The organism is Microbacterium sediminicola, from assembly GCF_039531125.1.
Lineage (GTDB): Bacteria > Actinomycetota > Actinomycetes > Actinomycetales > Microbacteriaceae > Microbacterium > Microbacterium sediminicola.
The window spans coordinates 1382698-1394978 of sequence record NZ_BAAAPL010000001.1 but is presented as its reverse complement, the minus strand read 5'-3'; the positions used below and the strand labels follow the sequence as shown (position 1 = coordinate 1394978).

General features: G+C 68.4%; 11 protein-coding genes. 5 read left to right on the top strand and 6 right to left on the bottom strand.

Annotated features, from left to right (window positions below; translation table 11 throughout):
- Nucleotides 1-1020 carry a 1-aminocyclopropane-1-carboxylate deaminase gene (locus ABD206_RS06505; RefSeq protein ID WP_344070571.1) on the bottom strand — a complete coding sequence of 340 codons (1020 nt, stop codon included), beginning with the start codon at nt 1018-1020 and terminating at the stop codon, nt 1-3.
- Nucleotides 1017-1709 (bottom strand): GntR family transcriptional regulator, encoded by a 693-nt coding sequence (locus tag ABD206_RS06500; RefSeq protein WP_344070569.1) that lies wholly within the window; start codon nt 1707-1709, stop codon nt 1017-1019. The genes ABD206_RS06505 and ABD206_RS06500 overlap by 4 nt, the downstream gene beginning before the upstream one ends.
- A 109-nt stretch (nt 1710-1818) precedes the next feature.
- Between ABD206_RS06500 and ABD206_RS06495 the strand changes: the two genes are divergently transcribed.
- Nucleotides 1819-3615, top strand: a complete 1797-nt coding sequence (locus ABD206_RS06495; RefSeq protein ID WP_344070567.1) for a proline--tRNA ligase — start codon at nt 1819-1821, stop codon at nt 3613-3615.
- A gap of 3 nt (nt 3616-3618) precedes the next feature.
- On the opposite strand, the gene ABD206_RS06490 is transcribed toward ABD206_RS06495, so the two are convergent.
- On the bottom strand, nt 3619-4449 hold the full coding sequence (locus ABD206_RS06490) for a zinc-binding metallopeptidase (RefSeq protein WP_344070565.1): 831 nt from the start codon (nt 4447-4449) through the stop codon (nt 3619-3621).
- On the bottom strand, nt 4446-5951 hold the full coding sequence (locus tag ABD206_RS06485) for an alanine/glycine:cation symporter family protein (RefSeq protein ID WP_344070563.1): 1506 nt from the start codon (nt 5949-5951) through the stop codon (nt 4446-4448). The genes ABD206_RS06490 and ABD206_RS06485 overlap by 4 nt, the downstream gene beginning before the upstream one ends.
- Nucleotides 5952-6097: 146 nt before the next feature.
- Between ABD206_RS06485 and nusA the strand changes: the two genes are divergently transcribed.
- The 4 genes from nusA (at nt 6098) to rbfA (ending at nt 10807) form a co-directional block, all read left to right on the top strand.
- On the top strand, nt 6098-7087 hold the full coding sequence (gene nusA / locus ABD206_RS06480; protein WP_344070561.1) for a transcription termination factor NusA: 990 nt from the start codon (nt 6098-6100) through the stop codon (nt 7085-7087).
- Nucleotides 7014-7406, top strand: coding sequence for a YlxR family protein (locus ABD206_RS06475; RefSeq protein WP_344070559.1), 393 nt, complete (start codon nt 7014-7016; stop codon nt 7404-7406). The genes nusA and ABD206_RS06475 overlap by 74 nt, the downstream gene beginning before the upstream one ends.
- A 57-nt stretch (nt 7407-7463) precedes the next feature.
- Nucleotides 7464-10199: a translation initiation factor IF-2 gene (infB, locus tag ABD206_RS06470; RefSeq protein ID WP_344070557.1), complete on the top strand. Its 2736-nt coding sequence runs from the start codon at nt 7464-7466 to the stop codon at nt 10197-10199.
- Nucleotides 10200-10375: 176 nt separating this feature from the next.
- Nucleotides 10376-10807: a 30S ribosome-binding factor RbfA gene (gene rbfA, locus ABD206_RS06465; RefSeq protein WP_344070555.1), complete on the top strand. Its 432-nt coding sequence runs from the start codon at nt 10376-10378 to the stop codon at nt 10805-10807.
- On the opposite strand, the gene ABD206_RS06460 is transcribed toward rbfA, so the two are convergent.
- On the bottom strand, nt 10808-11305 hold the full coding sequence (locus tag ABD206_RS06460; RefSeq protein ID WP_344070553.1) for a flavodoxin family protein: 498 nt from the start codon (nt 11303-11305) through the stop codon (nt 10808-10810).
- A gap of 40 nt (nt 11306-11345) precedes the next feature.
- The gene (locus ABD206_RS06455; protein ID WP_344070551.1) at nt 11346-12218 is read right to left on the bottom strand and encodes an HhH-GPD family protein; all 873 of its coding nucleotides are present in this window, start codon (nt 12216-12218) and stop codon (nt 11346-11348) included.
- Nucleotides 12219-12281: the final 63 nt, after the last annotated feature.

Here is a 12281-nt window from a genome sequence, read left to right as displayed (position 1 = left end):
TCAGCTCCAGAGCTTCCAGTAGGCGTTGACCGCCTGCTGGCCGCCAAGGTGCGCGTAGAGCACGGTCGAGTCCTTCGGGATGTCGCCATCCTTGACGAGGTCGATGAGACCCGCGAGGGACTTCCCCTCGTACACGGGGTCGGTGATCATGGCCTCCAGCTCCGCCCCGAGGGCCATGGCCTGCATGGTCGAGTCGACCGGGATGCCGTAGAGCTCGCCCGCCCACCCCTCGAGCACCTGGATCTCGTCGTCGCGCAGGTCGCGGCCGAGGTCTATCAGCTCCGCCGTGTTCCGGGCGATGCGTGCGACCTGATCGCGGGTCTTCTCGAGCGTTGCCGAGGCGTCGATCCCGATGACGCGGCGCTTGACGCCGGTCAGGTCTTCCAGGGCCGCGAAGCCCGCGATCATCCCGGCGTGGGTCGACCCGGTGACGGTGCACACTACGATCGTGTCGAAGAAGACGCCGGTCTGCTTCTCCTGCTCGGCGACCTCGAACGCCCAGTTCGCGAAGCCGAGGCCGCCCAGCGGGTGCTCGGATGCTCCCGCGGGGATGGCGTAGGGCGTGCCACCGGCAGCCTCCACCTCTTCGAGTGCCAGCTTCCACGAGTCGCGGATGCCGATGTCGAAGCCGGCGTCATCCAACCGCGAGTCGGCGCCCATCATGCGCGAGAGCAGGATGTTGCCGACCTTGTCGTTCATCGGGTCATCCCACGGCACCCACTTCTCCTGCACGAGACGGGCCTTCAGGCCGAGGTGTGCGGCGACCGCCGCGACCTGGCGGGTGTGGTTGGACTGGTAGCCGCCGATGGAGACGAGGGTGTCGGCGCCGGAGGCGAGGACGTCGGGGACGATGTACTCGAGCTTTCGGACCTTGTTGCCCCCGTAGGCCAGGCCGCTGGAGACATCCTCGCGCTTGGCCCAGACCTGCGCCCCGCCGAGGTGCTGGCTCAACCGCTTCAGGTGGTGGATCGGGCTCGGCCCGAAGGTCAGCGGGTAGCGGGGGAAGGACTCGAGCTTCATGACGTCTCCTGGGGGCGGTGGGGGGTCTGCGAGGGGGAGGAGGGGGTGGTCGCGATGACGAGGTCGCGCCAGATCTGCTCCGCGAGGTCTGCCGCGCCCTCCGCATCGCCGTCGGCGCACAGCTCGATGAGTCGCGTGTGTCGGCGCACGGAATCGCGACCCTCGTGGGAGGCGAAGCGCATCCGCTCGGCACGGTGGAGGATCGGCTCGTATTGGGCGAGCACCGAGCGCGCAGCGGCGTTGCCACCGGCCTCGAGTGCGACGGCATGGAACTGCTGGTCCGCCAGGTGGGCGGCATCCACATCACCCGCGGTCTGCGCGGCCGCGAAGCGCTCGTTCGCGTCCCGCATCGCGTCGAGATGGACAGACGTGAGACGGGGGACGGCGTCGCGGACCGCGACGCGGTGCATCGCGGCCACGACGGCCTGCGCATCCCAGATGTCGCGCTCATCCAGCGGCGCGACCGTGGTCGCACGGCCGGGCAGGGTGCGCACCAGTCCGGCGCGCCCGAGCTCGAGCAGCGCCTCGCGCACCGGGGTGCGGCTCACCCCGAGCCAGGTTGCGATCTCCGCATCCCGCAGCTGCTCATCGGGCGCGAGCGTCCCGTCGACGATCGCGTCGCGAAGGCGTTCGAGGACCGTGTCCCGCAGGAGAGGCCGCGGGGGTGCCTGGGTGAGGGGGATCGGCATGCAATATATTGCACATCAGAATGCGGGCAGTGTCAACCGCGAGGCGATCGCCGTGCCGGCGCTCTGCCGCCACGCGTCCACGCCACCCGCGCGCCTAGACTTGTCGCTCGTGGTCACCCGTCTCTCGCACTTCTTCCTCCGCACCCTTCGCGAAGACCCGGCCGACGCCGAGGTCAACAGCCACAAGCTGCTCGTGCGCGCCGGCTACATCCGCCGGCAGGCACCCGGGGTCTTCGCCTGGCTGCCGCTCGGTCTGCGTGTGAAGGCCAAGGTCGAGACCGTCATCCGCGAAGAGATGGCGGCGGCCGGTGCGTACGAGGTGCACTTTCCGGCGCTGCTGCCGCGCGAGCCCTACGAGGCGACCGGCCGCTGGGAGGAGTACGGCGACGGCATCTTCCGACTGAAGGACCGCAAGGACGCCGACTACCTGCTGGCCCCCACGCACGAAGAGGTCTTCACTCTGCTGGTCAAGGACCTCTACTCGTCGTACAAGGACCTGCCGCTGACGATCTACCAGATCCAGGACAAGTACCGCGATGAGGCGCGTCCGCGCGCAGGACTGCTGCGCGGTCGCGAGTTCACCATGAAGGACGCGTACTCGTTCGACCACACGGACGCTGGTCTGGATGCCTCGTACATGGCCCAGCGCGACGCGTACGAGCGCATCTTCCAGCGACTGGGCCTCGAGTACGTGATCGTCAAGGCGGATGCCGGTGCGATGGGCGGGTCCCGCTCGGAGGAGTTCCTGCACCCCACCGAGGTCGGTGAGGACACCTTCGTCCGCTCGGACGGGGCGTACGCAGCCAACGTTGAGGCCTACACGACCATCCCTCCCGAGGCGCTCCCGATCGAGGGTCTCCCGGACCCGGTTGTCTTCGACTCGCCGAACACGCCGACCATCGCCACGCTCGTCGACCACCTCAACGCGCACATCGATGCTCCCGCGACGGGGATTGCCGGTCCCGCGACCGACGGCGCGTCCGAGTGGACCGCAGCTCACACTCTCAAGAACGTCGTACTGGCGCTCACCCACCTCGACGGTGCGCGTGAACTGGTCGTCATCGGCGTGCCGGGAGATCGGGATGTCGACGAAAAGCGCGTCGAGGTGGCTTTCGCTCCGGCAGAGGTCGAGCCGGCCACCGAGGCCGATTTCGCCGCGAACCCGTTGCTGACCAAGGGCTACATCGGTCCCTGGAGCCCGTCGGGCCCTGTCCTCGGTGAGGACTCGGCCACCGGCATCCGCTACTTCCTCGACCCCCGCGTCGTGGACGGCACCCGCTGGGTGACCGGGGCGAACATCGATCAAAAACACGTCCACGGGCTGGTTGCGGGACGCGACTTCACCGCCGACGGCGTCGTCGAGGTCGCCTCCGTCCGCCCCGGCGACCCCGCCCCCGACGGATCGGGGCCGGTGTCGCTGGCGCGCGGAATGGAGATCGGGCATGTCTTCCAGCTCGGCCGCAAGTACGCCGAAGCGCTGGGGCTGAAGGTCCTCGACGAGAACGGCAAGCTCGTGACCGTCACGATGGGCTCCTACGGCATCGGCGTGACCCGCATCCTCGCGATCATCGCCGAGCTCAACAACGACGACAAGGGGCTGATCTGGCCGGCCTCGGTCGCGCCCTTCGACGTACACGTCGTGGCGACGGGCAAGGACCAGACCGCGTTCGATCTGGCCGCCGAGATCTCGGCGGGGCTTGAGGATGCCGGACTCGACGTGCTCTACGACGACCGCCCCAAGGTCTCTCCGGGCGTGAAGTTCGGAGATGCCGAGCTGATCGGCGTGCCGCAGATCCTCATCGTCGGCCGCGGTGCTGCCGAGGGTCAGGTGGAACTCTGGGATCGCCGGAGCGGGGAGCGCGAGACGGTCGCGGCGGCGGAAGCGGTCGCCCGTCTCACCGCCTGAGGCTCACATCCCGAACTCGGCGCGGATCCGGTCGCGCATCCGCACGAACTCCGCCTGGTCGGCGAAGAACCGCAGCTTCTGCGCGATCGGGAAGTCACCGTCCACCGGGTCGTCCAGCACGTAGACCATGAAGCTCTCGGCGAAGTCCTCGATGACATTCGTGGCGGCGTAGTCGCTGACGAACTCGTCCTCGTGCGCGAGGTAGAAGTCCCACGCGACGTCATCGTCACTGTTGTCAGCATCGGGCGCATCGGCATACCCGCTCCAGAACTCCTCCGAAAACGAGAAGATCGCCGAATCCGGCAGCGCGCAGCCCTCGAGAAGCAGCAGAGTGTCGCACTCGTCGACATACGGGTCGACCTGATCGGGGCTGAGGCTCACAATGTGTGCGTACTCGTGGACGAGGGTCGACAGCAGGAGGTCCGCGTCGTCCGCGTAGGCGAGATTCGCCGCAAGCGCCCAGAAATCGGGGTCGTCCTGTTGGACGACGTAGGCGAGAGTGTCACTGCTCGCGGAATCACCCGCGCGGAACTCGATGACCGAATCGCTCACGGTCTGCCGCGAGGCGACGCGGACGAACATGTCCCATACGGCCGCCGCCGCAGCATCCGGCACCGGGGACAGTGCAGCAGACCCGGTGACCTCGTAGACCTCGACGATGCCGAAATCCACGTCCTCCTCGGTGCGGGGCGCGTTCGGGTCGGAGGAGTCCGCTCCGCCCGTGTCCGAAGAGGTCCCGTCGCTCTCGTCCTCATCGAGGACGTAGCAGCCGGACAGCCCGACGGAGATCGCGAGGACGAGCGCGGGCGCCGTTGCCCGGCGGGAAAGGCTCATGGCTTCGGTGCGTGGTGGAGGTGATCGCGGTGCTTCTCCGCCTGGTGCTTCTTGACGGGGAGGTCCATCGGTCCGGTGACCGACAGCTCGTCTTCCCAGCACTCGATTCCGGACACACCTGGGAGTAGGTCGCGGGTGAACACCGGGTCGCGACCCTCGCGCCGCTGGCGTGTGTAGTCGCGCAGCAGTCTGAACGCGATGCCCGAGAGCAGCCCGATGGCGATGAGGTTGATCAGCGCCATGATCCCCATGACTCCGTCGGCGAAGTTCCACACCAGGTCGGCCGAGGCCAGTGACCCCACGAGCACGGCGATCACCACGAGCACTCGATAGGTGGGGAGCACGCCGCGGCGCATGGTGATGAACTCGATGTTCGACTGGCCGTAGTAGTAGTTGCCGAGGATCGAGGAGAAGGCCAGCAGGAAGATGATGATGCTCAGGGCGATGTTCGCCCAGTCGCCGAGCTCGGAGACCAGCGCGCCCTGTGTGAGCGCGATGCCCCGGGAGGCGGATCCGAGGTCGGGCACCGACACCAGGATGATGAACGCGGTGATCGAGCAGATGAGGAACGTGTCGAAGTAGACGCCGAGCGACTGCACCAGTCCCTGCTTGACGGGATGGGTCACTGCGGCGCTGGCACCCGCGTTCGGCGCTGAGCCCAACCCCGCCTCGTTCGAGAACATGCCGCGGCGCACTCCGGTGAGGACGATGTAGCCGAAGGTGGCGCCGACCACCTCGTTGAAGCCCCACGCCTGCGTGAAGATCTCCGCGAACACCGCCGGCAGGTGCTCGATGTTGAGGGCGACGACCGCCAGGCCCAGCAGCAGGTACGCCAGCGCCATGAGCGGGACGAGGGTCTGGGTGACGGACGCGATGCGGCGCACTCCGCCGAACACGACCAGGGCAGTGAGGATCGCGACGACGACTCCCGCGACCGGCCCGACCCACGCGACATCGCCGCCGAAGCTCGAGGAGACCGTGTCGGCGATGGTGTTGGCCTGCAGCGACGAGAACGCGAACGGGAAGCAGATGATCAGGATGATGGCGAACAGGATCCCCATCCACCGCGACTTCAGGCCTTTCTGCATGTAGTACGCGGGCCCGCCGCGGAACCCCTCCTCATCGCGGACTTTGAACAGCTGTGCGAGGGAGGACTCGATGAAGCTCGATGAGGCGCCGATCAGAGCCATGAGCCACATCCAGAACACCGCCCCCGGGCCGCCGAGCGCGATCGCGGTCCCGACACCCGCGATATTGCCGACGCCGACGCGGGAGGCCGCCGAGATGGTGAACGCCTGGAAGGAGGAGACCGACTGGGGCTCGCCCGAGGCGGTGCGCGGGGTCTTGTCGGTGAGGGTGCGGAACATCTCGGGGATGAGGCGGATCTGCACGACCCCCGAGCGCACGGTGAAGTAGAGCCCGAGCCCCACGACGATCGGAAGAACGATCCAGGTCCACAGCAGATCCCCCGAGTCCAGGATCCAGGTGTTCAGCGCATCCATGTCGCAAGTATGTCCGCTCGACGGTCATGCGTCATTACGACGACGTTTCGGTTCGGGTCGACCTCTCGCGCCGCCGTGATGGCGCGGCATCGGGTAACGTTGGATAATTCCGTGCGAATCGGGAAGAGCTGAATAGGGAGGTCACGATGGATATCGATCTGGCGTTGCTGAGGACGATCGAGCGCGAGAAGGACATCCCGTTCGATGAACTCGTGCACATCATCGAGCAGGCGATCCTGACCGCCTACGGCAGACACACCTCCCCGAACGGCGAGATTCCCGAGGGTGCTCGAGCGGCGCTGGATCGCAAGTCGGGCCACGTGGCGATCTTCCTCCCCCTGACGGACGACGAGGGTGCCGTCATCGGCGAGGAGGAGACGACACCCGACGACTTCGGCCGAATCGCCGCCTTCGCCGCGAAGCAGGTCATCAGTCAGCGACTGCGCGACATTGCCGACGACGCCGTGCTGGGCGAGTTCCGCGGCAAGGAAGGCGACATCGTCGCGGGCATGATCCAGCAGGGGCCGAACCCCCGCATGGTGCACGTCGATCTCGGATCGGTCGAGGCGATCCTGCCGCCCGAAGAGCAGGTTCCGGGCGAGGATTATCCCCACGGGTCGCGCCTGCGCGTCTACGTCACCTCGGTCTCCAAGGGCACGAAGGGCCCCTCGATCACCGTCTCGCGCACCCACCCGGGCCTCGTGCGCAAGCTTTTCGCCCTCGAGGTCCCCGAGATCCCCGCGGGTCTGGTCGAAATCGTCTCGCTCGCTCGGGAGGCGGGTCACCGCACCAAGATCGCCGTCAAGGCCAACGACCCCACGATCAACGCAAAGGGCGCCTGCATCGGCGAGCTCGGTCGCCGTGTGCGTGCCGTGACCGAGGAACTCGGCGGCGAGAAGATTGACATCGTCGACTATCACGCGGACCTGGCGACCTTCGTCGCCCACGCGCTGTCCCCGGCGAAGGTCAGCTCGAGCTTCGTCCTGGATGCCAAGACCAAAGCCGTCCGGGCGCTTGTCCCCGACTACCAGCTGTCCCTGGCGATCGGCAAGGAGGGTCAGAATGCCCGCCTCGCGGCCAAGCTCACCGGCGCCAAGATCGATATCCAGCCCGACAGCATCCTCGACGAGGGCTGAGGCCGGTTCGCCGGTGCCGGCGAGGTGTAGGATGGAGCCTGTACGAACCTGCGTCGGTTGCCGCGCGCGTACCTCCCGATCTGACCTCCTGAGGGTCGTTGCGGTCGGGTCCGCCCTCGTCTGGGACGAGCGGACCTCGATGGCGGGGCGGGGGGCGTGGGTGCATCCGAACGAGGAATGCCTCGCGGTCGCACTGCGGCGGCGGGCGTTCGTACGGGCGTTGCGTGTGGAGGGTCCCCTCGATACGCAGGCACTGAATCACCGGCTGAACGAGAAACGGCTGAATGGCAATGGACACGAAGTGAACGGCTCGAAATGAGACCCGTCCGCAACTAGCGGTCCGCCCCTGTCTGGGCGGGCCCCAGACAGGAGAACTGTGGCAAAACCACGCGTGCACGAGATCGCATCCGAACTCGGCATTGACAGCAAAGTCGCCCTCGCGAAGCTGAAGGAGCTCGGCGAGTTCGTCAAGAGTCCCTCATCGACCATCGAGCCCCCCGTCGCGCGGAAGCTTCGCGCGGCCTTCGCAGACCAGGGCGAGGCGGCAAAGCCCGCGGCCGGTGCGACGCGCACTCCCGCAACCGGCGCGCGCCCCGGACCCCGTCCCGCGCCCGGTGCGCGCACGTCGGCGCCGACGCCCGGCCCCCGGACCGGTGTGACACCCGCCGCGGACAAGGCACCGGCAGCTCCTGCCGCCGCCGCGGCACCCGAGACCCCCGCCGCGGCTCCGGCTGCAGGCGCCAAGCCCTCGTCCGCGCCGAAGCCCGGTGCCGCACCCAAGCCCGGCGGCGCTTCGCAGCCGCCGCGTCCGGGTGGCGCTCCGCGTCCGGGTAACAACCCGTTCGCCTCGTCGCAGGGCATGGGCCAGCGGCCCGCGGGCCCGCGTCCGGGTAACAACCCGTTCGCCTCGTCGCAGGGCATGGGTCAGCGCCCCACCCCGGGCAACATCCCCCGGCCGCAGGCGCCCCGTCCCGGTGCTCCCCGTCCCGGTGCGCCCGGTCGTCCCGGTCGTCCCGGTGGTGGCGCCGGTCGTCCCGGCGCGCCGTTCCAGCAGCGTCCCGGCGGTCCCGGTCGTCCCGGTGGTGGCGCCGGTCGTCCCGGCGCGCCCGGCGGGTTCCCGCCGCGTCCCGGCGCGGGCGGTCGAGGCCGCGGTCCCGGTGGAGGAACGGCGGGAGCTTTCGGTAAGGGCGGCGGCAAGTCCAAGCAGCGCAAGTCGCGTCGGGCAAAGCGCCAAGAGTTTGAGATGCGGGATGCCCCGCAGGTCGGCGGCGTCAACGTCCAGAAGGGCAACGGCGAGATCGTGCGTCTGCGTCGCGGCGCGTCGATCTCCGACTTCGCGGACAAGCTCGAGGCGATCCGTGGCTACACGGTGCAGCCCGGAACGCTTGTGACCATCCTGTTTAACCTCGGTGAGATGGCCACCGCGACCGAGTCGCTGGACGAGGCCACCTTCGAGGTGCTGGGCGCCGAGCTCGGCTACAAGATCCAGATGGTCTCGCCCGAGGACGAGGACAAGGAGCTTCTTGAGGGCTTCGGCGTCGACCTCGAGAAGGAACTCGAAGACGAGGACGACGACCAGCTCGAGATCCGTCCCCCCGTCGTGACCGTCATGGGTCACGTCGACCACGGTAAGACGCGACTGCTCGACGCGATCCGTCAGACCAACGTCGTGGCCGGCGAGGCCGGTGGTATCACCCAGCACATCGGTGCGTATCAGGTGTGGACCGAGCACGAGGACATCGAGCGTGCGATCACCTTCATCGACACGCCGGGTCACGAGGCGTTCACCGCCATGCGTGCCCGTGGTGCGCAGGTCACCGACCTCGCGATCCTCGTGGTCGCCGCCGACGATGGCATCATGCCGCAGACGGTCGAGGCGCTGAACCACGCGCAGGCCGCGAACGTGCCGATCGTGGTGGCGGTCAACAAGGTCGACAAGCCCGACGCGAACCCCGCGAAGGTGCGTCAGCAGCTCACCGAGTACGGTCTGATCGCCGAGGAGTACGGCGGCGACGTCATGTTCGTCGATGTCTCGGCCCGCGCCGGCACGGGCATCCAGGAACTGCTGGATGCCGTCCTGCTGACCGCCGACGCCGGTCTCGACCTGCGCGCCAACCCGAACAAGGACGCCCGCGGTGTCGCGATCGAAGCCAAGCTCGACAAGGGCCGTGGTTCGGTGGCGACCGTCCTGATCCAGTCCGGAACGCTGCGCGTCGGCGACGCGATCGTCGCCGGCACCGCCTACGGACGCGTGCGTGCGATGGTCGACGAGAACGGCGATGCGGTCGACGAGGCGGCGCCGTCGCGTCCGGTCCAGGTACAGGGTCTGAACTCCGTGCCGCGCGCCGGTGACGTCTTCATCGTCACCGACGAGGACCGCACCGCCCGCCAGATCGCTGAGAAGCGTGAAGCCGCAGAGCGCAACGCACAGCTGGCCAAGGCCCGCAAGCGCATCTCGCTCGAGGACTTCACCCGCGCGCTCGAAGAGGGCAAGGTCGAATCTCTCAACCTCATCATCAAGGGCGACGTGTCCGGTGCCGTCGAGGCACTGGAGGAGTCGCTCCTCAAGATCGAGGTCGACGATTCCGTCCAGCTGCGGATCATCCACCGCGGCGTCGGTGCGATCACCGAGTCGGACGTGAACCTGGCGACAATCGACAACGCGATCATCCTGGGCTTCAACGTGCGCCCCGACGCGAAGGCGCGCGAGCGCGCCGCCCGCGAAGGCGTCGACACCCGGTTCTACTCGGTCATCTACAACGCTCTCGAGGATGTCGAGCAGTCCCTCAAGGGTCTTCTCAAGCCCGAGTTCGAAGAGGTGCAGTCGGGTGTCGCCGAGATCCGCGAGGTCTTCCGCTCGTCGAAGTTCGGCAACATCGCGGGATGTATCGTCCGCAGCGGCACGATCACGCGCAACGCGAAGGCTCGCGTCATCCGCGATGGCGTCGTGCTCGCCGATGGCCTGGCCATCGAGTCGCTGCGCCGGTTCAAGGACGACGTGACCGAGGTTCGCACCGACTACGAGTGTGGTATCGGCCTCGGCAAGTTCAACGACATCCAGATCGGCGACGAGATCGAGACCACCGAAATGGTCGAGAAACCGCGCGGCTGATCGCGGTGCGCGACGTGGTCGCGCGACATGATCAGTGACCGCTACGGTGTCGGATGTCTCGCTTCCGCAAGAGCGGGGACCCCTGCCCCGATTGCTCCAGCGAGACATCCGACACCTTCGCTCCTCGACTGGGGCGGAAGACGACGGCCGCAGCGGACTTCAGCAAGGAGAATGAGATGACTGGGGAACGACAGGCGCGACTTGCCGACCGTATCCGCGTGCTGGTGGCCGAGCGCCTCGAGAAGGGGCTGCGTGACCCGCGCCTCGGCTTCGTCACGATCACCGATGTGCGCGTGACCGGTGACCTGCAGCATGCATCCGTGTTTTACACGGTGCTCGGCAGCGATGAGGATCGTGCCTCGACCGCGGCGGCGCTCACGGCGGCGACCGGCATGCTGCGCAGCGAGGTGGGACGCAAGCTCGGCGTACGGTTGACCCCCACGCTCGAATTCATCCACGACGGTCTGCCCGAGAACGCCGGGCACATCGAGGACCTCCTGCGAGAAGCGCGCGAGCGCGACGACGAGGTGGCGGGGCTGGCGGCATCGGCGCACTACGCCGGCGACGAGGACCCGTACGTCAAGCCGCGGGCCGACGAGGCCGAATAATCAGGATCGGACGTGCGCACGCAGCCCGCGCGCCCAGGTCCGTGCGCGGTCCAGTTCGCCCGGCGTGAGCGGGCCCTGTGTGCTCTTCACGTAGAAGCTCTCGGCGGCGACGGGGACGAACCCGTGCCGTCGGCCCTCCTTGGCTGCGGAGCGTGAGGCAGATCCCGGCACCCACTTCTGGGTGACGTGCGTGTCGAACGTCGCCAGCGGGACCGGTGCGTCCAGATCGATGTCATCGATCCATTCCCGCAGGCCGCGGTGTGTGGCACTCAGCGCGCCCCGCGAGAGCGCATCGTCCCGCGTGGACGAGCGGGACATCGAAAAGGCATGCGTGGGTCCGCCGGCCACCACCAGGGAGACATCGGCGTTCACATGCTCATCAGCGCCGTCGACGTCGGCGAAAGAGACGCTGGACCACTCGGAGAGACCCTCGGCGACCGCTCGGGCGATATCCCGGGTGTTGCCGAACATCGATTCGTAGACCACGACAGTCTTCATGAGGCTCACGCTACGCGCGCGATTCTGCGGCTCCCAGGGACTAACGGCCCGTCGGTAGACGCGCCCATCCGTCAGCCGCTTCCACGAGCCCGTCCGCGATCAGCGAGTCCAGCGCGCGATCGCGCTGGACGGGGTCGGGCCAGTCGGGTGCGAGCTGGAGTTCGAGAAGGGGCTCGGGTGCGGCATCCCGCAGTGCCCGCAGGATCACACCTCGTACTTGCCGATCGCTGCCCTCGTAGCGGGCCTGTTTGCGCCGCCGATCTCCGGTGTCGGGAAAGCCTGCGGCCCGCCACGCGCAGACGCCGCTGACGGGGCAGATCTCGCACCGCGGGGTCCGCGCGACGCACACGGTGGCGCCGAGCTCCATCGTCGCCGCGTTCATCACGGCGGCTTCGTCGTCTGCGCGGGGGAGGAGCCCATCCATCGCGGCGAGATCGGTTCGTGCCGGCGGTCCCGGCTGTGCACGGCCATCGAGCGCGCGCGCGAGCACGCGCCGGGTGTTCGTGTCGACCACGGGGTGCCGGTCGCCGTATGCGAACACGGCCACCGCCCGCGCGGTGTAGTCGCCGATGCCGGTGAGCGCGAGCAGCTCATCGACATCGCGGGGGACCTCGCCCCCGTGGCGTTCGGTGATCTCCACCGCGGCGCGGTGCAGCCACAGCGCTCGGCGCGGATACCCGAGGTTCGCCCACTGGTGCACCGCCGCCGCGGGCGGCTCGGCGGCCAGGGCCGCCGGCGTCGGCCAGCGTGTCAGCCACGCCTCCAGGTGGGGGATGACCCTCGCCACAGGTGTCTGCTGCAGCATGAATTCGCTGACCAGCACGCCCCACGCACCGAAGCCGGGCGCGCGCCAGGGGAGTTCCCGCGCGTTGTCCCGATACCAGGCGATGAGCGGGGGAGCGAGGTCGGGCACGGGCTCAGCCTACGTCGGGCGCCGGCGCCGCTCGTCGGGACGGGCGGGAGGCCGCCTAGGCTG

Bases quoted from the DNA above. Each gene is read 5' to 3' on its own strand.
- ABD206_RS06505 (WP_344070571.1), bottom strand. From the start codon at position 1,020: ATGAAGCTCGAGTCCTTCCCCCGCTACCCGCTGACCTTCGGGCCGAGC.
- ABD206_RS06500 (WP_344070569.1), bottom strand. From the start codon at position 1,709: ATGCCGATCCCCCTCACCCAGGCACCCCCGCGGCCTCTCCTGCGGGAC.
- ABD206_RS06490 (WP_344070565.1), bottom strand. From the start codon at position 4,449: ATGAGCCTTTCCCGCCGGGCAACGGCGCCCGCGCTCGTCCTCGCGATC.
- ABD206_RS06485 (WP_344070563.1), bottom strand. From the start codon at position 5,951: ATGGATGCGCTGAACACCTGGATCCTGGACTCGGGGGATCTGCTGTGG.
- nusA (WP_344070561.1), top strand. From the start codon at position 6,098: ATGGATATCGATCTGGCGTTGCTGAGGACGATCGAGCGCGAGAAGGAC.
- ABD206_RS06475 (WP_344070559.1), top strand. From the start codon at position 7,014: ATGCCCGCCTCGCGGCCAAGCTCACCGGCGCCAAGATCGATATCCAGC.
- rbfA (WP_344070555.1), top strand. From the start codon at position 10,376: ATGACTGGGGAACGACAGGCGCGACTTGCCGACCGTATCCGCGTGCTG.
- ABD206_RS06460 (WP_344070553.1), bottom strand. From the start codon at position 11,305: ATGAAGACTGTCGTGGTCTACGAATCGATGTTCGGCAACACCCGGGAT.